The organism is Photobacterium sp. GB-36, assembly GCF_003026135.1.
Taxonomy (GTDB): domain Bacteria; phylum Pseudomonadota; class Gammaproteobacteria; order Enterobacterales; family Vibrionaceae; genus Photobacterium.
The window spans coordinates 271,146-290,578 of the sequence record NZ_PYNY01000002.1; the positions used below are offsets into that span (position 1 = coordinate 271,146).

Here is a 19,433-nt window from a genome sequence, read left to right on the forward strand (position 1 = left end):
AAATAAAACGCCACATAGAAGTGGCGTTTTTTGTAACGGGCTATGTTAATGAATATTAAGCGCCAGCTCGACTGCGTGTCGGTTTATTTGGTCGACCTGCCTTTCCGTTGCGATTTTTATTACCTGCAGGTTTGCCATTACGGGCACCTGCATTGTTGCCGTTATTTGGGCGCTTATTGCCGTTTGTCTCACTTCGGTTACCTGTCCCTTCAGGTTTACCATTAGCCGTAGGTCTTCCATTGGCTGAAGGTTTACCTTTTACTGTTGGCTTTCCGTTACGGGTTGTTGGGCTGCGCTTTCCATCTTTACGGATATCTGGTTGATTTGGATGCTTAGTCGCAAATCGCTTAGAACCATGGCGACCTGAGCCACGACGCTCTGCTGGGGTTAGCTCAGCTTCAGTTCCTGGTGGTGGAACTAAACAGCTTGAACGATTACCGATTAAGTGCTTTTTGCCCATCGAAATGAGTGCATCACGGATCAATGCCCAGTTAGCTGGATCATGATAACGTAATAGTGCTTTGTGTAAGCGACGTTGACGTTCACCTTTAGCAACAGATAAATCTTCGCGGCCTTTATATTTTACTTTTTTCAGTGGGTTTGTTTCAGAGTGATACATCGCCGTTGCATTACACATTGGTGACGGATAGAAGTTCTGAACCTGATCACACTGGTAATCATTTTGCTTTAACCATAATGCAAGGTTAAGCATGTCTTCATCTGTGGAGCCCGGGTGTGCTGAAATAAAGTAAGGGATCAGGTATTGCTTCTTGCCTGCTTCCTGGCTGTATTGTTCAAACATTTCTTTAAAGCGATCAAAGGTACCCATGCCTGGCTTCATCATCAGATCAAGGGTGCCTTTTTCGGTATGCTCTGGGGCAATTTTTAAGTAGCCACCAACATGGTGAGTCACAAGTTCTCGAACATACTCTGGTGATTCAACCGCTAAGTCATAACGCACGCCTGACGCAATCATAATCTTCTTAATGCCTTTTAGATTACGTGCTTCACGATACAGATCGATAGTATGTTTATGGTCAGTATTCAGCTTTTCACAGATCTTAGGGAAGATACATGATGGACGACGACAGTTGGCTTCTGCACGTTCATCAGAGCAGCCTAAACGATACATGTTTGCTGTTGGGCCACCAAGATCCGAAATAGTACCCGTAAAGCCCGGCACTTTTTCTTGAATATCTTTAATTTCATTCAAAATCGATTCTTTTGAACGGTTTTGGATGATTCGACCTTCATGCTCAGTGATTGAACAGAAAGAACACCCGCCAAAACAACCACGCATGATATTCACTGAGGTTTTGATCATGTCATAAGCTGGGATCTTTGCTTTGCCGTAGCTTGGGTGCGGAACACGTGCAAACGGTAAGCCGAAAACAAAATCCATCTCTTCCGTTGAGAGTGGGATCGGTGCACGGTTTACCCAAAGCTCTCGATCAGCATGTTTTTGAATTAGAGCACGGCCAGAGTAGGGGTTGGTTTCTAAATGCATCACACGGCTAGCGTGGGCATAGAGAATACGGTCATTAGCTAATTTTTCATATGACGGTAAACGAACAACTGTTGTTTTTGCATCGTGACGTGACGGCTGTACACGTACTACTTTGGCTTCGTTTTTTTGTTCTTGTTTATTAGTGTCACAGTTTTCTTCGGTTGCGTATGGGTTTGGCATTACCATTGCGCGGCCGGGCTTTTCAATACGTGAAGAGTCAATTTCTTTATACTCTTCAGGAACTTCTTTCACCATTACCGCAGTACCAGCGATACGCGTTAATGATTTAATATCTTCGCCATTGCCTAAACGGTGCGCAACTTCAACCAGTGCACGTTCAGCGTTACCAAACAATAAAATGTCGGCTTTTGCATCCATTAATACTGAACGACGGACTTTGTCAGACCAGTAATCATAGTGTGCAAGACGGCGAAGGCTCGCTTCAATACCACCTAATACAATAGGAACGTCTTTAAATGCTTCACGGCAGCGCTGAGAATATACGAGTACTGCGCGATCGGGACGTTTGCCCCCTTCATTGTTCGGGGTGTAAGCATCATCATGACGAAGCTTACGATCGGCGGTATAGCGGTTGATCATCGAATCCATGTTACCGGCGGTAATACCAAAAAAGAGATTTGGTTTACCCAGTTTCATGAACTCATCTTTATTGTCCCATTTAGGTTGGGAAATAATACCAACGCGGAAACCTTGGGCTTCTAATAGGCGACCAATGACCGCCATACCAAAGCTAGGATGGTCAACATAGGCATCACCAGTAACAATAATAATGTCACAGCTATCCCAACCTAACGCATCCATTTCTTTACGAGATGTCGGTAAAAATGGTGCTGTGCCATAGCATTCAGCCCAATACTTAGGATAGCTATCAATAGGTGTTACTTTCGTGTGCATGTTTTGACCTCTATATTTTGAGGCGGGAATTATAACGGTTAGCGGTATCACTGACTAGCCCCTATAAAACCAGAGAATTTTTATGGATAAATCATTCCTGAAACATCATTTTTATAATAGCTAACTATGCTAAAAATATTTCATATAGAGCGTTAAATTAGATGTATTAAATGAACTGTGAATCATAAAACATAAAAATGTTTACAATGGACGAAAAAAGAGAAGTGAGAAAATGGATGAAGACTAATGAGCAGGAGAATAAATCGCTGCCGATATTAACAAGCTTTGAAGATAAGCATGCCTATTGTGAGCAAGTTAAAATGGCTAACTTTACGCAAAGTATGCGGTTAGAAGGCTATGACATTCGTGTGCCTTCACCGATAAAAAATACGCGAGAGCGTAATGCATTGCGCCTGCAACTGATTAGGTATTATCAACAAGAGAACACTGAAAAGGTGTGAATGTGGACGATAAGTACGGTACAGATCAAGATCCTTATACTTACGAAAATTCTTATGTATTGATTAATAAGCTCAATATTAGAGATGAAGCTTTATTTGATGAGGCAGAAACTCAATTTAATATATTGGCGGCGATGGGAATTGAATTTGACTCACCACCTTATGATTTCGCGTATTTTTGTCAGCTACACAAATGGCTTTTTGATGATTTGTTTGAGTGGGCGGGTCAGTGTCGTACGATTGATATATCAAAAGACGATACACGTTTTTGTCACGTGAGTCGTTTACCGCAAGAAACCACTCGTTTATTCAACCAACTTGAAGCTGAACGTTATCTGGTCGGGTTACCCTTTGAAGAGTTGATTGAGCGATTGGCACAATATTATTGCGATATCAATGTATTACATCCTTTTCGAGAGGGAAATGGGCGGACACAGCGAATACTGTTTGAACACATAGTAATTAATTGTGGCTATAACATTAATTTTAGTGGCGTAACCGCAGAGCAGTGGCTTAATGCGAATATTCAAGGGGTCGTGTGCAATTATAAGCCGATGCAGGATTTATTTAGGCGCTGTGTGGTAACGCCTTAATGTATTTGTAACTGTCGGAGTAAAACAGCAAGCTATAAACGCTGAGAGTATAGCGTTATATCGCTTGCCATTTCTAAGTTCGATAATTAAAAGTTTTGTTTTTCAGCGATAGACTGTTGTTCAATTGCCGTAAGTGGTTGCAAACTTCTAACATCTGATGCTGCTGGGCTTTGGTAAACCGCTAGACCGAACTTAGGGATCATTGCAAAGATATGGTCAAAAATATCTGATTGCACATCTTCATAAAAAGCCCATCGCGTATCATTCACAAAAACATAAATTTGGATTGGTAATCCATTGGGGGTCGGCTCTAATTCACGTACAAGAAAAGTCATATCTTGACGTATTTGAGGATGTTGTTTGAGATATACATCAAGATAACCACGAAATATCGCAACATTGGTTAAGCCAGTATTTGGTGGTAGGTTTTGCTTTTTCTTTGTCAGAATTGCAGGTACAAAATTTATTGTTGCTAACTGTGCTTCATCATTGCTGTCGATAAACTTGATGGTATCAATATCGATTAACACAGAGCGCTTAATGCGACGACCACCTGATTCTTGCATTTGGCGCCAGTTAATAAAAGAATCTTGAACCAGCGCATAAGCGGGAACATTGGTTACGGTGTTATCCCAGTTTTTCACTTTTACCGTGGTTAATGAGACTTCTTCAATACTGCCATTAGCACCATATTTATCCATTTGGATCCAGTCACCTACTTTTACCATTTGGTTTGCTGATAACTGGATACCAGCAACAAAGCCTAAGATAGTATCGCGGAAGACTAATAACACTAAACCTGTCGCAACACCTAAACCACTTAAGAAATAAACGGGAGAGCGATTGGCGAGTACTGAAATAGCAATGATAAAACCAATTAAAAAGATGATTAACTTAAATAATTGAACAAAACTTTTTATTGGTAGATCACGGCTCATTAATTTGATATCGGCAATATCATTACTGGCATCTAAAAAAGCATAACTACTTCGAATAAGAGCCAAAATAAGCCATAAACTTAGAAGACGGTCTATTAATCCACTAAGAATAATATGTTTATCAAGTACTAGTGGGATGAGTAAGTTAAGCACAACGGCAGGAATGATCAGTGACAGTTTTTCAAACACCGCATGTTTGACGATTACTGAACCCCATGAGGCCTTTGATCGCCTGAGCATGGTATTGACAATTTTCAGTAATCCCCAGCGAACGATCACATAAGTAAAAAAAGCGACTCCAACACATAACACTAAGAAAAATACTGTTGATATATTGTCATGCGGTTCAATATTGACACCAATTTCGGATAAAATGTGCGCGATATCAACTCTAACTTCTTTGCTCACAGACTCACTCCATTTGATTACATTTAATAATAAACTATTAGCGCATCATACCTGAAAAAAATAGCTAATGACTGTTAGTATATAACTGAATATTCAATGATGTGTGTTGGAGATTGACGTGGCGAAAAAGTTTTATGTTGTATGGCAAGGACGAGAGCCGGGAATATATACCGATTGGGCGAGTTGTAAGCAGCAAGTGGACAAGTTCACTGGTGCTAAATACAAGTCATTTCCTAGCCAAGAAGAAGCGCAAGTTGCTTTTGGTGGTAAAGTTCCCACATATAGAGCATCCGCTGCCACAAAAAATACCGCAAAAGCCGTTAAAACGAGTAAAGGCTCTTTGACCGCAGAGCAAGTACATGCAGTAAAAGCAGAGATTAAAATCTTTACTGATGGCGGTTGTGATCCTAATCCCGGTAAAGCAGGTTCAGGTTTAGCTCTGTATCGAGAAAACCAATTAAATGAATTGTGGTTTGGTTTATATAACCCGCAAGGTACCAATAATACCGCTGAGCTAAATGCGTTATATCAAGCCTTACTCCAAGCTGAAAAGTATATTGCAGGTGGCATAAGTGTCGCGATATTTTGTGATTCACGTTATTCGATTCAGTGTATTACTCAATGGGCGGTATCGTGGAAAAAGAATGGTTGGAAAAAAGCAGGGGGGGAGATCAAAAATCTAGATTTGATCCAACCAATGTTTGAGCGCTATCAGACAATTAAAGATATGATCCAAATTTACCATGTGAATGGACACGTCGGCATCGAAGGCAATGAATTAGCTGATAGGATGTCTATTCTCGCAGTAGATGAGCGCGAGGTTGCGTTTTCGCTATATCAGCAACCCTTAGATATTAAAGTGATTTTAGCCCTAAGAGTGGGCTAAAATCGGTGATAAATTATTCTTGATAATTGAGTAAAGCGAGCATACGTTCAATGTTCGCTTTTTTATTTCCGTGATTTCCCATCATTTCTTGATTGCCTAACGCAAAGAGCCAATCTTCAATCGCATCGCCATCAATATCGTCACGAAAATTGATCAAATTCGCCCATTGTTCAAGATCGTCATCATCAATCTCTTGCGTTAAGTATTTATTCAGTACTTGAATGAGCAAAGATTTAGTAACAATAAATGGTGTGTCTTGAGCCGATGACTCTGCATTAAGGTAGACAGAAAAGGCATTGTCACGTTCAGGGCCAAAACTCATAATTTGATAAATAGCTTGTTGTTTATCCACTGTAGTTAACTTTAATCGATGGTTGAGTGGTTATTCTGCCGTTTTAGAAGCAATAAAAAAAGCCTGTAGAGCGCTCTACAGGCTTGAGTATTTATCATATTAATTTCGATTAAGCGTACATAGGTACAAGCACGACAGTACCTAAAATGACGGTAATTAAGCCACACACCACAGGTACAACAGTACGTTTAACCACATCGAATGGGCTGATTTTCGCCATACCAGAGGTTGCAACAATAACACCTGATACCGGTGAGATAGTACGACCTAAGTTTGATGCTTGAAGCATAGGGATGATAAGGAATGCAGGGTTTAAACCTAACTTACCCGCAAGTTGAGGTGCAAGTTCAACAAAGGCATAGAAAGGCGCATTACCTGAGCCTGTTGCAATAGCAGCGGCAACCGTTAGTGCTGTTAGTAATAGCATTAGCGCGACGCCACCGGCACCCGCTTTATCAGCCAATGCGAGTAGGTTATCAATGGCACCAACAGACATTAAGCCTTGCGCAAACACACCAGCTGCGACCAATAGCATCACTACGCCTTTGAATGCATCACCCATACCTGCGTAGCAAGATTCTAGATTTTCAAGTGTAACTTTGCCGTTTAAGCGATTAGTCAGAAAATCGACAATCGCACCAATGGTAATAGATAACACAACAATGGTGTAAATATCGATTTTTAGGCCAGGGATAGTTTCACCATTAAATAGGAATACCCCAATGATTGGCATGAAAGGTAAAATTGAGTAATACCCAGGCGCTGTCACTTCCATTTCAGAAATATCAACACGCTCCATTGGTGTGTTGTTTTTCTTATCAAGATATTTGTTCCAGAAGAAAGCAGCGACCGCCATTACAATAATGGCACTGATAGAAACTGGTAATACGGTTTCAACGGCAAACACGTGTAATGGTAAACCTGCTTTTTCCGCAGCAACCACCACATCACCTGACGTTGGCGATAGGATGATCGCAGCAGGGGAGGCACAGACTGCCGCTGCCGCTGGGCGAGAAATACCCATAGCAGTCATCATTGGGAATAGTGTCGCCATTAATAGCACACCAAGACCAGTTGCAGAGCTCACGGCAAGAGACATTAAACAAGCAACAATATAAGCAGCAACTAATAGTACGTAAGGCGATTTAATTAATGACAAAGGTTTTGAAAATTGTTTTACCACGACATTATTAGCACCAATGTGGGTCATGTATGATGCGAAACCGCATAACAACATGATTTGTAGACCTAAGCCGCCACCACGGTACTGCAGCATGTATTTTACATACTCAAGAGAATCGGTGAATAAATTACCTGTTGATGCAACTTTTGCAGGTAAAACAGAATGACCTAATAAGCCTGCAATAATTAATAACGAAACTCCCGCGGTGAGTAATACTCCTGCAGCTTTATATCCTTTAACAATGTAATAGCCAACGGCGATGGTGATCACCAAGCCTATTAATAGCTCCGTCATGAAGACTCCTTATTTCATTTTAAATCTAATTGTAAAAAGTTATTACTATGTGGTGGTATTTGCTGCTAGTAATGTAACTAAAAATAAAATTATTAACGAGATTTAATCAGATAAGTTATGATCTAAAACAGTATTTACTGTCGATTGTTAATTTTATGATAAATAATATAGTGATTAATTGAATGTTGTTACTATCTAACTGTTAAATAACAATATTCATATTGTTTTCTATTAAGAGATAATAAGATTTAATATCAACTCGATTAATAAGATAAAGCGACTTAACTATTGCAGTGTTGAATGATATTTATAGAATGCAATTATTGTTGGCAGCAGTGCTGCTTTACATAATCAATAAATGCTTGATCAGCTAATGATAAATATCCTGTTTTACGCCATGCCATCACGATATCAAGTAAGATCGGTTGTTCAAAAGGAATTGGGACAAGCTTTGGTTCATACTCTGTCACCATCTCTAGTAATGTAGTGATGGCGAAATCTTGTCTCACGATTTTAAAAATCATCGCCAGTAAGTTAGTTTCAAATGAAATGTTAGGTGTGAAATGGTATTTCTCACAGATGCTATCGATTGTTTCTCGATGAAAATAGCCATGTTTAAACATGACTAGCTCTTGGTTGAAAAAATCAGAAAAAGAAAGGGATTTATATTTTGAGAATTCATGATTCTCTGAAACAACAGCAACCATTTGTGATTTCAATAGCGGCTCTGGATGCAATGAATCAGGCAGTTCATGATTAATGATCACACCAAAATCTAACTCACCATCAATGATCATCTTTCTGATTGATTGAGTGCCAGCCTCTACAATACTCAGTTTTAAATGTGGATATTGACTCTTAAAGCCCATAATGATTTCTGGAAAGAAATATGAGCCTAACATGCTTGGAATACCGACACGCACTTCTCCTTTTTCTAATCCTCGTAATTCAGCCATTGCGGTTTGTGCATCATTAATTTTCTGAATAATCGCTTTGGCGTGAAGAAGTAATACTTTTCCTTCATCGGTTAATTCTACTTTGCGTTCATTACGTGAAAATAAGCACAAGCCCAGTTGTTGCTCTAGTTTTTTGATTGTCATGCTGAGCGCGGGTTGAGCAATGTGTAACTTTTCAGCTGCTCGCGTAAAATTATTTGTTTCTGCTAGTGCGACAAAATAGGTAAGTTGTCGAGAATCCATAGCTATAAACCAAAGTTATTATGATTATATATATTATATATTTTCATTATTGCATGGCAATTGATACCGTAACTACTCTTTGATAGATAATTCTTCCCACGTTAATGCTTATCTCAATGATATGGGTAATGTATTGAGCATTATTTTCTGGTGAATATATGATTGAACTCCATTCGTCTCATTATAAAAAAGCTTGTTTTGCATTGGCATTAGGTTCTTTTATTGTGTTTTGTAACCTTTATTTATTTCAGCCTATGCTGCCACTTATGGCACAAGAATTTGGTGTGAGTGCGACAGCTATTAATTGGATACTAGCGGCAACGACATTAATGTTAGCCGTGTGCTTGATCCCTTGGGCGATTGCTTCTGAAATTGTCGGACGGCGTGTGATTATGTTAGTGAGTTTGTCATTATTACCCGTCGTTGGATGCATAATGGCTTTTAGCAATAGTTTAATCACTCTTACCATTTTAAGAGCTGTAATGGGGATTTCTGTTGCTGGCTTTATTGCTGTTGCTGTTGCTTATATGGCTGAAGAATTTACACCTAAAGCACTTATGGTTGCGGTGGGAAGCTATATTAGTGCGAATTCACTAGGGGGGATCGTTGGGCGATTATATGGCGGTATTGTCAGTGAGCACTATAGCTGGCATCTCGCCGTATTAGGATTGGCTGGTTTTAGTTTGGTTGGTGCAATCATTGTAATCAAGTTATTACCTAAACAGCAACACTTTAAGCCTAATCGCCAAGGCTTTCGCGTTCATGGCAAGCATTTGGTACAGCATATAAAGCAACCTATATTATGGATCGCTATGTTGATTGGCGGTATTAACTTTGCGCTATTTGTTAACCTTTATTCGGTATCTGGTTTTAGATTGGTCGCGGCACCGTTTAATTTACCATTGAGCTGGGCTGCTTTAATCTTCCTTTGCTATTTAAGTGGCACATTTACATCAAGATTCAGCGGTAAATGGGCTAACAGATTTAGTCCTGTGAGTGGCATATTATTAGGTGGAGTGATTAGTTTTCTAGGAATGTGGTTAGGTCTAATTGAATCACGTCCAATGATCATCATTAGCTTGTTACTGATTAGTTCTGGCGCTTTCTTTACTCATTCACTTGCTTATGCATGGGTCAGTAAACACGCACAAGTTGCTAAAGCTACAGCAACAGCGATGTATTTAGTGCATTACTATGTGGGCGGTAGTGTAGGGGGCTTCTTATTAATTTACTGTTGGCAGCATGGCCGATGGGAAAGTGTCGTTGCTGGTGGAACGGTACTTTATAGTGCAATGTTTATTTTATGTGGATTATTAGCCCGAGAAGCCGGAAAAAGTAAAGCGCAAATAATAGAACAACTTGGATAATGATCTAGTGGATATTGATAGTACGTTATAGACAGGATCTATAACGTACTTTAACTATTTTATTTCAATCAATAATGTGAAATCACTGTGCTCACCACGACGAGCAAAAGCACGATATTGACCAACTCGAATGGTGTATTTACCGCTGTATGGCAGAATATAAGCGCCTTGTTTATTGAGTGCTTCAGAGTATTCACTGAGATCAACGCCTGATTCTAAGTGCTTATTAGATAGGTTAATCCACAACTTCGTACTTTTTGTCAGAAGTTTTGCCGTTAGTGCCTGCCCTTTTTTTGCATAAAAAACATAATCGTTAAAATCGTAACCTTTTATTTTTGCAGGATATTCAGCGCTAGTTGCACCTTTTTGAAAATGTACGTCCTGTGTTTTATTTGCAGCCAAAGCAAGAGATGAAAATAAGCTGATACATAAAATACAAATAGTGAGTGATAAGCGGGAAAAGAATTTCATAGCCTTGTCCAGTAAAGTAAAGAGAGATAGACCTTATTTTATTAGTATATCAGGCTATTAGAATGATGATAAATCCATTCATAGTCAGTGATACTGATATTTAAAGTTTTATATATATTTTAGACGTGATTTAAGGTATCTTATATAAAACTTGGTGTATATGGATGGTGCATTAAAAATGGAAAATAAAATAAAAGATCTAACCGTAAAGCAGCGCTTGCTACTGGCTAAGCAAGGACGATTTATTCACATTTTATCGACAGATCCTGATCGCCGAGTTAGAGCCGCAGCAACAGAATATAATCTTGATATATTGATTGATGATGATGCTGCTTTTGATGCGCTTATGGAGTTAGATTAAAAACGATCATTTTATTTTCTCAATGACTGAATCTAATAATGTTGAACCATGATATATTTTAAAACTGAGAAAATTAACAAAAGGATATTGTTTATTTAAAATCGCTTTATCTGAGTGCATATTTTTTATCATTTCTTTCGCTAAACCATGCAACTGTTCTGAATTAAAAGAAGCTGGGTTATATTGGTAACTATAGGTTAAGGTTTGATCAGAACAATTAATGACATAAAAGGCATTAATTTCTGAGTTATTGGTTTCTAAGGTATTTCTTCCTGATGGTATGTCAGCACAAGAATAAATAGCGGAAAATACGGGTGAACTGCTAAGTAGCAATAACAGTGGGAGAAGTTGTGATTTTCTCATATAAACCTCCTGCAGTTTGAATAATTATGATGATTAGAAGTTAAAGACTAAATAGCTAAACTTCTTTTTAATTTTATCGCTTTCACTATGAAAGATGGCTTAATTATTAAAAATTCTTATAGTTAAGAAGTTTTTAATAAAATATGCAAAATGCGTCTCAAATAGAATAAATGACATTATTGGTTTATTTTAAAATGTAGCCTCAATTTAGAAAATCTAGCCATATATTCACATCACAGAATAACTCGGTATAATCGCTGTACTTTTTATCTACTCAATGACGTTTATTATGGCAGGCTACTTAACCTTTCTTGTGCCCGCGCTACTTGGTGCGCAACTTATCCTTACCATTGTTTTGATGAAGGGCGAAATTTGCCCAGGTCAACGTGGTCGTGTTCATAAAATGTTACCAGTATTGCTTGTTGGTTGGTTACTCGCCGCTATAGCACAGCCTTTAGCCGTGTTACCTTTACTGTCATTAGCGTTCTTTACGATGAAAGTGAAAACAGGGAAAACACGTGATGCTGGGCCTATTAAAGTTTTATATGGTAGTGATGTATTAGCCTTTATTTGTTGGCTTGTGTTATTACCCACCTTAAATATGCCTGAAATTGCGATTAGCCTAGTTGCTATCGCATTATATGGTAGTGTATTAGCCCATGTTTTACTGACTTTTGCGCGTACGCGTTTACAGGCATTTCACCGCATATTACCGTTTGTCGGTTTTATTAGTGCAATATTAACGATTTTATTTATGATCTGGCAGATCATGACTCTCGGTCAGGCAACAACAAGCCACCATATGATAGAAATTATTACGGCGTTAGCATTAATGGTGATTGGCTTGGTGATTTGGTCAGGCCACATCTTATTAAATAAAAAAGTGAATAATTGGCAGTTAGTGATTGCGCTTGTAGTGTTGATGTTTTCTGCGGGCTTACAGTTAGTTTTGTTTTAAAACTATCGATATTAAAAACAATGAAATAGAGCCGCTTTTATAGCGGCTTTTTTGTATTGGTTATCTACGTCTATGCTTAATGAGTAACATGAACACTTTTTAATTAAGCCATTATGTAGGGAGCTGGAAGGTGTATGGAAATTAATAATCTACTGAGTATGGATGGCAATATTGTCATTGGGATAGTGAATGAACGCTTACGTTTAGAGTGCAGTAGCATGTCTGAATTATTAAGTCGTTATGAACTAGATGAAGGCGAATTGACAGATAAGTTGGCACAGCTAGGCTATCAGTATGATCCAATAACCAATCAATTCCGATAATACATTAATCCATAAATTAGCCTCATTAAGTGAGGCTTTTATTTTGTATGAATTATGCCGACTTAATACCTTCTAAATGGAGTTGGCATTGTTGCCTTGCCGTTGCGAAAAAAGCTTGTAGATAGTGACGTTGCTGTTCTGATGCTCTAATCGCAGCAAATAAACGTCGCCATAAACCTTGCTCTAACGGCTTACTTACGACTAACCCCTGTTGCGCAAAATCATGAATAGCCCAATTAGGTAGTACGGCAACGCCTAATCCAGCCGACACCATTTGCACAAGCATCAAAGTATTATCCGCCTGTTTCCAAGCTTTCGGCTCTATGCCAGCAGGTTGTAGGAAATGTTTGACGACATCTAAACGATTTTTTTGTACGGGATAACTCAGCATGGTGTGATCGGCAATATCTTGCGGTGTGATAAAAGGCTTTTCTGCTAAAGGGGAATTAACACTAACGATTAATCGCATTTCAAAATCAAATAAAGGTTCATAATGGATCTCGCTACGTGGCTGAATATCAGACGTGATCACTAAATCGAGCTCACCGCAAGCAAGAGCAGGTAATGGTTCGAAGCCAAAGCCTGAAGAGAAGTCTAGTGTTACAGCTGGCCACTGTCCCTGATATTCCTTCAATGCAGGCATTAGCCATTGAAAACAGGAATGGCATTCAATCGCCATATGTAAGCGACCATTAGCATCTTGTTTTATGTTAGCAAGTTCATGTTCTGCATGAGTGATTTGCGGAATAATTGTATCTGCAAGGTTTAATAAAATATCACCTTCTGCAGTAAATTTTACAGGTCGAGTTTTTCGTAAAAATAGCTGACCACCAAGACGTTGTTCCAGATCTTTTAATTGATGAGAAAGAGCTGATTGGGTCAAACACAATGTATTAGCTGTCGCGGTTAATGAGCCAGTATCTCGTAATACTGATAATGTTCTAAGATGTTTTAATTCAATCATGCTTGTCTACGTCCTTGTGAAAGCGTGTTCTTTTATCAACTTATCGTTTTTTACTATAACCCAAACATCTAGATGGCTACACGTCCATATTAGCGTGGATGAGTTTATATCGCCATACTATCAACATGAGAAATATTCATAATCAAAGTGAATATTTGGATGTCAACTTGTAGACAACAGAAAGCAAATCAAAAATTTTGCAACTCTGATTGTGGTTTGAAAACACATAACTAGCTTGAAACGGAAGCAGCACTTGAAAATATGGTTAGTACAGAAATTACTACGTCAATAGTTTATTAAAACAGTAGGATAAATAAGTAAAAGAGAGAAATAAAAAAGGCAGCTTCAAGGCTGCCTGTCTGTTTTTCTAAAGTAAATGCTTATTTAGTATCAGCAACTTTTTTCGTGAACGTTAATGTGTGTTTTGCATTTGTTAGTGTCAGCGTGTCGCCAGAAATAGCAACTTTGTTCCAGTCTGATAATGATTTTGAAAATGTTTGCTCAACTTTCATTGCATCGTCAGGACAAAGCATCATTGTCATCCCCATTTTTTCAATGCGTAGTTGTCCATCTTTAAGCTCTGCTTGACCAAAGTAACGGTTGCACCCTGCGTTACCGTTAGCGGCAAGATCCGAAGATAGTTCTAGACTAGGGGCTTGGAAAGGTGCTTGTAATGCAAGAGCTTTGTGATCGATTTGAACTAATTCCCAATTGCCATTGCTGATTTCGTTTGCAGTGACTTTATGTGGCGCTGAGTTCATAGCACTGTTACCTGCACAAGCGGTTAGCATCAAAGGAAGTACCAAAACTGATAAAAGACGCTTTTTCATAATAATCATTCCTGAATAAATTCTATTTTTAAGTCGGCGTTATTGTACACTGTTTCATTATATAAATAACTATAGCTTACATTACTCTACCAGAGTATTACTTTACATTTATTTACGTAACCAAATGTAATTCGTTATGCTAAGTATAAGATTATTTGAAGATTTAATTATTCCAAATCTCTCATATTGTAACGTGTTATTGCTGATGAATCATGTTTTAAGAGAGAAGGCATGGATATAACGTGATGGTTATAAAATGACGAATATAGCTAGCGCTAAAAAGGGCAGGTATTACAGAGATGAGGTAATACCTTGCCCATACTTATTTGGTCTATTTAAGCTTTTTTAGATTCAATTGCTTTTTCAACCATATGAAGATGCACATCTTGCTGTGGGAATGGGATTGAGATATTTTCACGGTCAAAGCGCATTTTTACTTCGCGTGTGATATCCCAGTAAACATCCCAGTAATCGTCTGTTTTCACCCAAGGGCGCACGATAAAATCAACAGATGAAGAGTTTAGAGTGTGTAATTTAATTGTTGGCTCTGGGCTACGTAGTACTGCCGGATGCTCAGAAACAATGTCATTTAACACACGTTCTGTTTTTTCAATGTCATCGCTGTAACCAATACCAAAGATCATGTCTACACGACGGACTTTTTCGTGCGTTACGTTCTTTATGATATCACCCCAAATTTTACTATTTGGGATCATTAGCATCTCGTTACTGAATGTTTTGATTGTGGTGTTTACAAGACTCATATGACTTACTTTACCCGTAATACCACCAGCTTCAACCAGATCACCGACATCAAATGGACGGTAAATCAGTAGCATCATACCTGCAGCGAAGTTTGATAGCGTATCTTGTAATGCGAAACCAACAATAATACCGGCAACACCGAAACCCGTTAGAATAGGGGCTAGGTTTAGGCCAATTTGAGATAAAGCAATAAGTAAACCAATAGCAAAAACGGCTTTCCCTGACATAGAGATAAAGAACTCTTGCATCAAGATAGACATGTTTAAGTTCTTTGTAGAAACTGCACGCTTTACCATTTTTCTTACAATGTTTTTCAATGTTTTGAATGCAAAGATGATCAAAACAAAAATAAACACTTTAAATAGCATTTGTGGCAGGTTGCTTAGTAACCAATCTTTTAGATCTGTTGTCCAACCCGATGCGATAGACCAAATAACTTTGCTATTTAGCAAATCATCAGTAACGTTACCGGTTTGTTCGAATAGTTGTTTTTTGTACTCAGCAGTATCAATACCTACCGTATCTGCAATCTCAATCAGATTTTCTAAGTTAGTCGTATCATTATCAACTTGACGTTGAGCTAGGATCTGGGAAAGTTGAAGTGTACTTTTTTCACTTTCACTGGCTGATTTTAATTGCTTATTAGCAACATCTAATGCTTGGCTATCAAAAGTTAGAGATGTTGAAGTAAATGCTAGGCGGTGCTCAATTTTGTCGGTTAATTCTTTTACAGCTTGTGGGGCTGGTTTCCCTAGCTTTTCTAGCCACTGATAATTTTGCCATTCTTCTTTTAGAATTGAAGTTGAAAACTGACGTGTTTCAGCTATTGTTTTTAAAGCAACAAGTTTGTCAGCATCTTTAGCTTTATCGAGAACTTCCTGATCTCGGGTTAATTTTTCATCAAGAAATTTATTGGCTTCTCTAACAAATACAACTTGTTTATCTACTTGTGTTAACAGCAACTTTTTATCGACATCGTTGCTTTTAATCATACTCGCGAGAATATCACGAAGTTCGTTATTTTTATTTAGTATTTGTAAGCGGACTACATCGAGAGAAGATCCCGTTAATGTAGTTGTCTCCTTAGATAAGGTTACTATTTCACTATTGAGTTGAAGCAGTTGCTCTACTTTAGGATTAACGGTTTGCTTGGACGTATCGGTCTTACTCTCGGCAAAGCTAAGAGAAGACACAAGTAATAATATTAATACCAGAAAGCGCATAATGCGGTTAACTCCTACTGGTGTAAACATAATCAAAGAAAAGCCATATATACAATTCAATTAATGCATATTTTTGCTGGCTAGAGAAAATAGGCGCAGATTATATATTAGTTTTAAAGCGGAAAGTTAGAAATTTGCAAGTAATCAACAAGAAGAATGGATGGTACAAATAATCGTTTAAGTTGATATGAAAAATAGAAAACCACGACAATTTAGTGACTTGTCGTGGTTTATTGTAACTTTATTATGAACGTTCATTTAAGTTTTGGCGCGCTATCTCACTGTCTTTGTCTGCATAGAAATGGACTTGAAATTGAGTATCAGGTGTCATTAATTCAACTTTATGCCAGTATTGAGGCGGGCTGATGAGTGAGTCATTTGCCTGAATAACAACCTCTTGTTCGATTTCTCCTCGTCTTTCTGTAAAGCCATAAAATTTCAGAGTCCCAGATATAACACTAATTTTTCCGTATACACCTTCACGGGTGTTGTGCTCATGAACTAACATTTTCGGCACAGTGTCACGATTAAATACTGAGGTTGATTTGTAGTTAATAAAGCTATTAGGAATAGATGCCATAAGTTCTCTCCAATATTATTTTTGATTAGGCTTGGTGAGCTGGTAAATCCTTGTTTTGATAACAATCAGCAAAGTTATGATTACGATCGCGATGTTTAGCTTCATCTTCTCTGATTCTTAATACAACATCTCGCAGTTTTGCATCATCATGTAACTCATAGTAGTTAATTGCAATTTGTGGCGCTGCGACATTTTCAAGTTCACCACTATCAATTTTTTCTAAAAATTCGGTATAGCTTTTACAAGCTTCCTCTTCAAAGTAACCCACGACACGGTGCGCAATCTTTGATGAAGTGAGGTAAATAATACTGTATACACAGATGAAAACGGCTTGCCCTAATAAGACGAGTCCACGTTCAACCCAGCTTGGTTTAGCGATATCTAAAAAGATCATTAAGTGCATACGTTCATTATCTGCTTCACTTAATAACTCTTTGATCCACCCCTCATCATCTTTCATTCGGCGAAGGGCTTTTAAATGGTTAAACATACCGGCAACCATACCTGGTACGGCAGCAATGGTTTCTAAAATCACAGCACGTTTAGCGTATTTTTTGCCATAGAAAATATTAAGAGAATACTTGAGAAGCTGTGTGATTTTATACGCTAGGCGCTCAGAAAATTTAGTGGTTTCTCTGTGTGTTAAAGCAAAATCTGACATTGGACTACTCGCTCTTTCTTAAACATGTATTAATAATAAATGTTTAAATTATTAAAACAAGTATTTCAAACGCAACATATATAAAAAAGCCTCTTCACAAGGAAGAGGCAAAAAGTACCATCGCTATTATTATTCTAAAAAATGCGAAGAGGAAGAACGTTAATTAACTTCTATTAATTAACCAAAATCACCATTTACATAACCACGAGTGCGTTCATCTTGAGGGTTATTAAATAGGTTTTGCGTTTCATCATGTTCTACTAATTCACCCATAAGGAAAAATGCAGTACGGTCAGAGATACGACGTGCTTGCTGCATTGAGTGAGTAACGATAACAATGGTGAAATCTTTCTTCAGTGACTCCATTAAATCTTCAATTTTTTTGGTCGCAATAGGATCAAGTGCGGATGTTGGTTCATCCATCAAAATAACTTCAGGTTTCATTGCGATTGTACGTGCAATACATAAACGTTGCTGCTGACCACCTGATAGGCCAAATGCGTGTGATTTCAAACGATCTTTTACTTCGTCCCATAATGCGGCACCACGAAGAGATTGTTCGACAATCTCATCAAGGGTCTTTTTATCTTTAACCCCTTGTGCACGTAGACCATAAGCAACGTTTTCGTAAATGCTCATTGGGAATGGATTTGGTTTTTGGAATACCATGCCGACTTTAATACGTAGCTGAGCGACATCAATATTGCCATAAACATCTTCACTATCCATGGTCAATGATCCTTTGATGTTTACGCCTTCAATAAGATCATTCATGCGGTTAAGGCAACGAAGTAGGGTAGATTTACCACAACCTGATGGACCAATAAGAGCGGTTACCTGACGATTAGGAATCGGTAAGTTAATTTGTTTTAGCGCTTGGTTCTGACCGTAGTAAAGATCTAGGTTTTCAATATTAAATTTATTCATTTTATCTTCCTCAAAATTAGTAAGTCGCAGTGTTGAAACGGCTCGCAATTAGTTTGGTAATTAAGTTAATGATAAGAACAATCACAATAAGAACAGTGGCAGTACCGTATGCCTGATTCCATTCATGAACGGTGTAAAGTTCTTGGGTTAACTTATAAAGGTGCACGGTAAGCGTTCGACCAGAGTCAAAAACACTTTCAGGTATACGTGCAACCATACCTGCGGTCATAAATACCGGTGCGGATTCGCCAATAACACGACCGACACTGAGGATGATAGCTGTTACAATTCCTGGCATTGCACTAGGAAGAATAAGTCGCCAGATGGTGTAAATTTTAGATGCGCCTAAACCATAAGAACCTTCACGGTAGGTTTGAGGAACAGCCATTAGTGCTTCTTCTGTGGTTCGAATAATAACAGGCAGAATCAAAATACTGAGTGTTAATGCACCCGATAAAATTGAATAGCCAAAACCCATAACAACCACGAAGAATGTCATACCAAATAAACCATAAATAATTGATGGAATACCAGCGAGTGATTCTGTACAGAATCGAATGACTTTAACTAAACGACTGCCTACTTTTGCGTATTCAGTTAAGTAGATAGCCGTCATAATACCTAACGGTGCTGCAACTGAGATAGAAGCAATAACCATATAGATAGTTGAGACGATCATTGGCCAAATTCCTGACTCTTGGCCAATAGTGGTATAGCCAGAAGTAATAAAGGACCAATTAACATGGGCTAGACCATTACTTAAAATGTACCAAATCACCCAAAGTAAAAAACCAACCGTGATACCTGCTGATAACCAAATTAAAAATAAAGCGATCTGATCTTTACGTTTTTGTGCTTGCGGGTTGGCTTTGGCCAATACCGATGTATTTGCTGTTAATGACAT

At 38.3% G+C, this 19,433-nt stretch carries 21 protein-coding genes; 7 read left to right on the forward strand and 14 right to left on the reverse strand.

The features are described from left to right. Positions 1 to 55 precede the first annotated feature (55 nt). Positions 56 to 2,422 carry a YgiQ family radical SAM protein gene (locus C9J46_RS02880; protein WP_107206282.1) on the reverse strand — a complete coding sequence of 789 codons (2,367 nt, stop codon included), beginning with the start codon at positions 2,420 to 2,422 and terminating at the stop codon, positions 56 to 58. Positions 2,423 to 2,658: 236 nt separating this feature from the next. Between C9J46_RS02880 and C9J46_RS02885 the strand changes: the two genes are divergently transcribed. Next, positions 2,659 to 2,883, forward strand: coding sequence for a YhfG family protein (locus C9J46_RS02885; protein ID WP_233217621.1), 225 nt, complete (start codon positions 2,659 to 2,661; stop codon positions 2,881 to 2,883). A 2-nt stretch (positions 2,884 to 2,885) separates the two neighbouring features. Continuing rightward, positions 2,886 to 3,476, forward strand: a complete 591-nt coding sequence (locus tag C9J46_RS02890; RefSeq protein WP_107245991.1) for a putative adenosine monophosphate-protein transferase Fic — start codon at positions 2,886 to 2,888, stop codon at positions 3,474 to 3,476. A gap of 86 nt (positions 3,477 to 3,562) precedes the next feature. On the opposite strand, the gene C9J46_RS02895 is transcribed toward C9J46_RS02890, so the two are convergent. Continuing rightward, positions 3,563 to 4,822 (reverse strand): mechanosensitive ion channel family protein, encoded by a 1,260-nt coding sequence (locus C9J46_RS02895; RefSeq protein WP_107206284.1) that lies wholly within the window; start codon positions 4,820 to 4,822, stop codon positions 3,563 to 3,565. Between the two features lie 118 nt (positions 4,823 to 4,940). Here C9J46_RS02895 and C9J46_RS02900 point away from each other — a divergent pair, with 118 nt between their 5' ends. After that, entirely contained in the window at positions 4,941 to 5,708 is a 768-nt protein-coding gene (locus C9J46_RS02900; RefSeq protein ID WP_107287111.1) for a ribonuclease H family protein, read from the forward strand. 13 nt (positions 5,709 to 5,721) lie between these two features. Here the strand turns inward: C9J46_RS02900 and C9J46_RS02905 are convergent, their stop codons facing one another. The 3 genes from C9J46_RS02905 to C9J46_RS02915 form a co-directional block, all read right to left on the reverse strand. Beyond that, complete coding sequence (locus C9J46_RS02905; protein ID WP_107206286.1) at positions 5,722 to 6,060, reverse strand: hypothetical protein; 339 nt, start codon at positions 6,058 to 6,060, stop codon at positions 5,722 to 5,724. A 109-nt stretch (positions 6,061 to 6,169) separates the two neighbouring features. Further along, on the reverse strand, positions 6,170 to 7,537 hold the full coding sequence (gene dcuC / locus C9J46_RS02910; protein ID WP_107206287.1) for an anaerobic C4-dicarboxylate transporter DcuC: 1,368 nt from the start codon (positions 7,535 to 7,537) through the stop codon (positions 6,170 to 6,172). Between the two features lie 320 nt (positions 7,538 to 7,857). After that, positions 7,858 to 8,736 carry a LysR family transcriptional regulator gene (locus C9J46_RS02915; RefSeq protein ID WP_107206288.1) on the reverse strand — a complete coding sequence of 293 codons (879 nt, stop codon included), beginning with the start codon at positions 8,734 to 8,736 and terminating at the stop codon, positions 7,858 to 7,860. 158 nt (positions 8,737 to 8,894) lie between these two features. On the opposite strand from C9J46_RS02915, the gene C9J46_RS02920 reads away from it, so the two are divergent. After that, positions 8,895 to 10,103, forward strand: a complete 1,209-nt coding sequence (locus C9J46_RS02920) for an MFS transporter (protein WP_107290536.1) — start codon at positions 8,895 to 8,897, stop codon at positions 10,101 to 10,103. A 54-nt stretch (positions 10,104 to 10,157) separates the two neighbouring features. Here C9J46_RS02920 and C9J46_RS02925 read toward each other — a convergent pair whose 3' ends face one another. Further along, complete coding sequence (locus tag C9J46_RS02925) at positions 10,158 to 10,574, reverse strand: hypothetical protein (RefSeq protein ID WP_107206290.1); 417 nt, start codon at positions 10,572 to 10,574, stop codon at positions 10,158 to 10,160. A gap of 178 nt (positions 10,575 to 10,752) precedes the next feature. Here C9J46_RS02925 and C9J46_RS02930 point away from each other — a divergent pair, with 178 nt between their 5' ends. Then, positions 10,753 to 10,935: a hypothetical protein gene (locus C9J46_RS02930; RefSeq protein WP_107206473.1), complete on the forward strand. Its 183-nt coding sequence runs from the start codon at positions 10,753 to 10,755 to the stop codon at positions 10,933 to 10,935. Positions 10,936 to 10,941: 6 nt separating this feature from the next. On the opposite strand, the gene C9J46_RS02935 is transcribed toward C9J46_RS02930, so the two are convergent. Next, positions 10,942 to 11,298: a hypothetical protein gene (locus C9J46_RS02935; protein ID WP_107206291.1), complete on the reverse strand. Its 357-nt coding sequence runs from the start codon at positions 11,296 to 11,298 to the stop codon at positions 10,942 to 10,944. A gap of 289 nt (positions 11,299 to 11,587) precedes the next feature. On the opposite strand from C9J46_RS02935, the gene C9J46_RS02940 reads away from it, so the two are divergent. Further along, entirely contained in the window at positions 11,588 to 12,256 is a 669-nt protein-coding gene (locus C9J46_RS02940; protein WP_107290537.1) for a hypothetical protein, read from the forward strand. Between the two features lie 134 nt (positions 12,257 to 12,390). Further along, a complete protein-coding gene (locus tag C9J46_RS02945; RefSeq protein WP_005368511.1) occupies positions 12,391 to 12,579 on the forward strand; it encodes a DUF4250 domain-containing protein in 189 nt (62 codons plus the stop codon). 52 nt (positions 12,580 to 12,631) lie between these two features. Here C9J46_RS02945 and metR read toward each other — a convergent pair whose 3' ends face one another. The 7 genes from metR to pstA all read right to left on the reverse strand — a co-directional run bounded on the left by metR (position 12,632) and on the right by pstA (position 19,433). Then, positions 12,632 to 13,543 carry an HTH-type transcriptional regulator MetR gene (metR, locus tag C9J46_RS02950; RefSeq protein WP_107290538.1) on the reverse strand — a complete coding sequence of 304 codons (912 nt, stop codon included), beginning with the start codon at positions 13,541 to 13,543 and terminating at the stop codon, positions 12,632 to 12,634. 380 nt (positions 13,544 to 13,923) lie between these two features. Then, entirely contained in the window at positions 13,924 to 14,373 is a 450-nt protein-coding gene (locus tag C9J46_RS02955) for an META domain-containing protein (protein ID WP_107206294.1), read from the reverse strand. Positions 14,374 to 14,708: 335 nt separating this feature from the next. Then, the gene (locus C9J46_RS02960) at positions 14,709 to 16,361 is read right to left on the reverse strand and encodes a mechanosensitive ion channel family protein (protein WP_107290539.1); all 1,653 of its coding nucleotides are present in this window, start codon (positions 16,359 to 16,361) and stop codon (positions 14,709 to 14,711) included. Between the two features lie 244 nt (positions 16,362 to 16,605). After that, a complete protein-coding gene (locus C9J46_RS02965) occupies positions 16,606 to 16,941 on the reverse strand; it encodes a DUF1971 domain-containing protein (RefSeq protein ID WP_045084364.1) in 336 nt (111 codons plus the stop codon). A gap of 25 nt (positions 16,942 to 16,966) precedes the next feature. Next, positions 16,967 to 17,602 carry an alternative oxidase gene (locus C9J46_RS02970; protein WP_105059943.1) on the reverse strand — a complete coding sequence of 212 codons (636 nt, stop codon included), beginning with the start codon at positions 17,600 to 17,602 and terminating at the stop codon, positions 16,967 to 16,969. 177 nt (positions 17,603 to 17,779) lie between these two features. Then, positions 17,780 to 18,529 carry a phosphate ABC transporter ATP-binding protein PstB gene (gene pstB, locus C9J46_RS02975; RefSeq protein WP_107206297.1) on the reverse strand — a complete coding sequence of 250 codons (750 nt, stop codon included), beginning with the start codon at positions 18,527 to 18,529 and terminating at the stop codon, positions 17,780 to 17,782. A 16-nt stretch (positions 18,530 to 18,545) separates the two neighbouring features. Then, positions 18,546 to 19,433, reverse strand: a complete 888-nt coding sequence (pstA, locus tag C9J46_RS02980) for a phosphate ABC transporter permease PstA (RefSeq protein ID WP_107206298.1) — start codon at positions 19,431 to 19,433, stop codon at positions 18,546 to 18,548.

Excerpts from the sequence above, each read along its gene's own strand:
- dcuC (WP_107206287.1), bottom strand. The coding sequence starts at position 7,537 with ATGACGGAGCTATTAATAGGCTTGGTGATCACCATCGCCGTTGGCTAT.
- C9J46_RS02935 (WP_107206291.1), bottom strand. The coding sequence starts at position 11,298 with ATGAGAAAATCACAACTTCTCCCACTGTTATTGCTACTTAGCAGTTCA.
- C9J46_RS02960 (WP_107290539.1), bottom strand. The coding sequence starts at position 16,361 with ATGCGCTTTCTGGTATTAATATTATTACTTGTGTCTTCTCTTAGCTTT.
- C9J46_RS02970 (WP_105059943.1), bottom strand. The coding sequence starts at position 17,602 with ATGTCAGATTTTGCTTTAACACACAGAGAAACCACTAAATTTTCTGAG.
- pstB (WP_107206297.1), bottom strand. The coding sequence starts at position 18,529 with ATGAATAAATTTAATATTGAAAACCTAGATCTTTACTACGGTCAGAAC.
- C9J46_RS02965 (WP_045084364.1), bottom strand. The coding sequence starts at position 16,941 with ATGGCATCTATTCCTAATAGCTTTATTAACTACAAATCAACCTCAGTA.
- C9J46_RS02885 (WP_233217621.1), top strand. The coding sequence starts at position 2,659 with ATGAAGACTAATGAGCAGGAGAATAAATCGCTGCCGATATTAACAAGC.
- C9J46_RS02880 (WP_107206282.1), bottom strand. The coding sequence starts at position 2,422 with ATGCACACGAAAGTAACACCTATTGATAGCTATCCTAAGTATTGGGCT.
- pstA (WP_107206298.1), bottom strand. The coding sequence starts at position 19,433 with ATGTCATTAACAGCAAATACATCGGTATTGGCCAAAGCCAACCCGCAA.
- C9J46_RS02920 (WP_107290536.1), top strand. The coding sequence starts at position 8,895 with ATGATTGAACTCCATTCGTCTCATTATAAAAAAGCTTGTTTTGCATTG.
- C9J46_RS02930 (WP_107206473.1), top strand. The coding sequence starts at position 10,753 with ATGGAAAATAAAATAAAAGATCTAACCGTAAAGCAGCGCTTGCTACTG.
- C9J46_RS02945 (WP_005368511.1), top strand. The coding sequence starts at position 12,391 with ATGGAAATTAATAATCTACTGAGTATGGATGGCAATATTGTCATTGGG.
- C9J46_RS02940 (WP_107290537.1), top strand. The coding sequence starts at position 11,588 with ATGGCAGGCTACTTAACCTTTCTTGTGCCCGCGCTACTTGGTGCGCAA.
- C9J46_RS02955 (WP_107206294.1), bottom strand. The coding sequence starts at position 14,373 with ATGAAAAAGCGTCTTTTATCAGTTTTGGTACTTCCTTTGATGCTAACC.
- C9J46_RS02925 (WP_107206290.1), bottom strand. The coding sequence starts at position 10,574 with ATGAAATTCTTTTCCCGCTTATCACTCACTATTTGTATTTTATGTATC.
- metR (WP_107290538.1), bottom strand. The coding sequence starts at position 13,543 with ATGATTGAATTAAAACATCTTAGAACATTATCAGTATTACGAGATACT.
- C9J46_RS02915 (WP_107206288.1), bottom strand. The coding sequence starts at position 8,736 with ATGGATTCTCGACAACTTACCTATTTTGTCGCACTAGCAGAAACAAAT.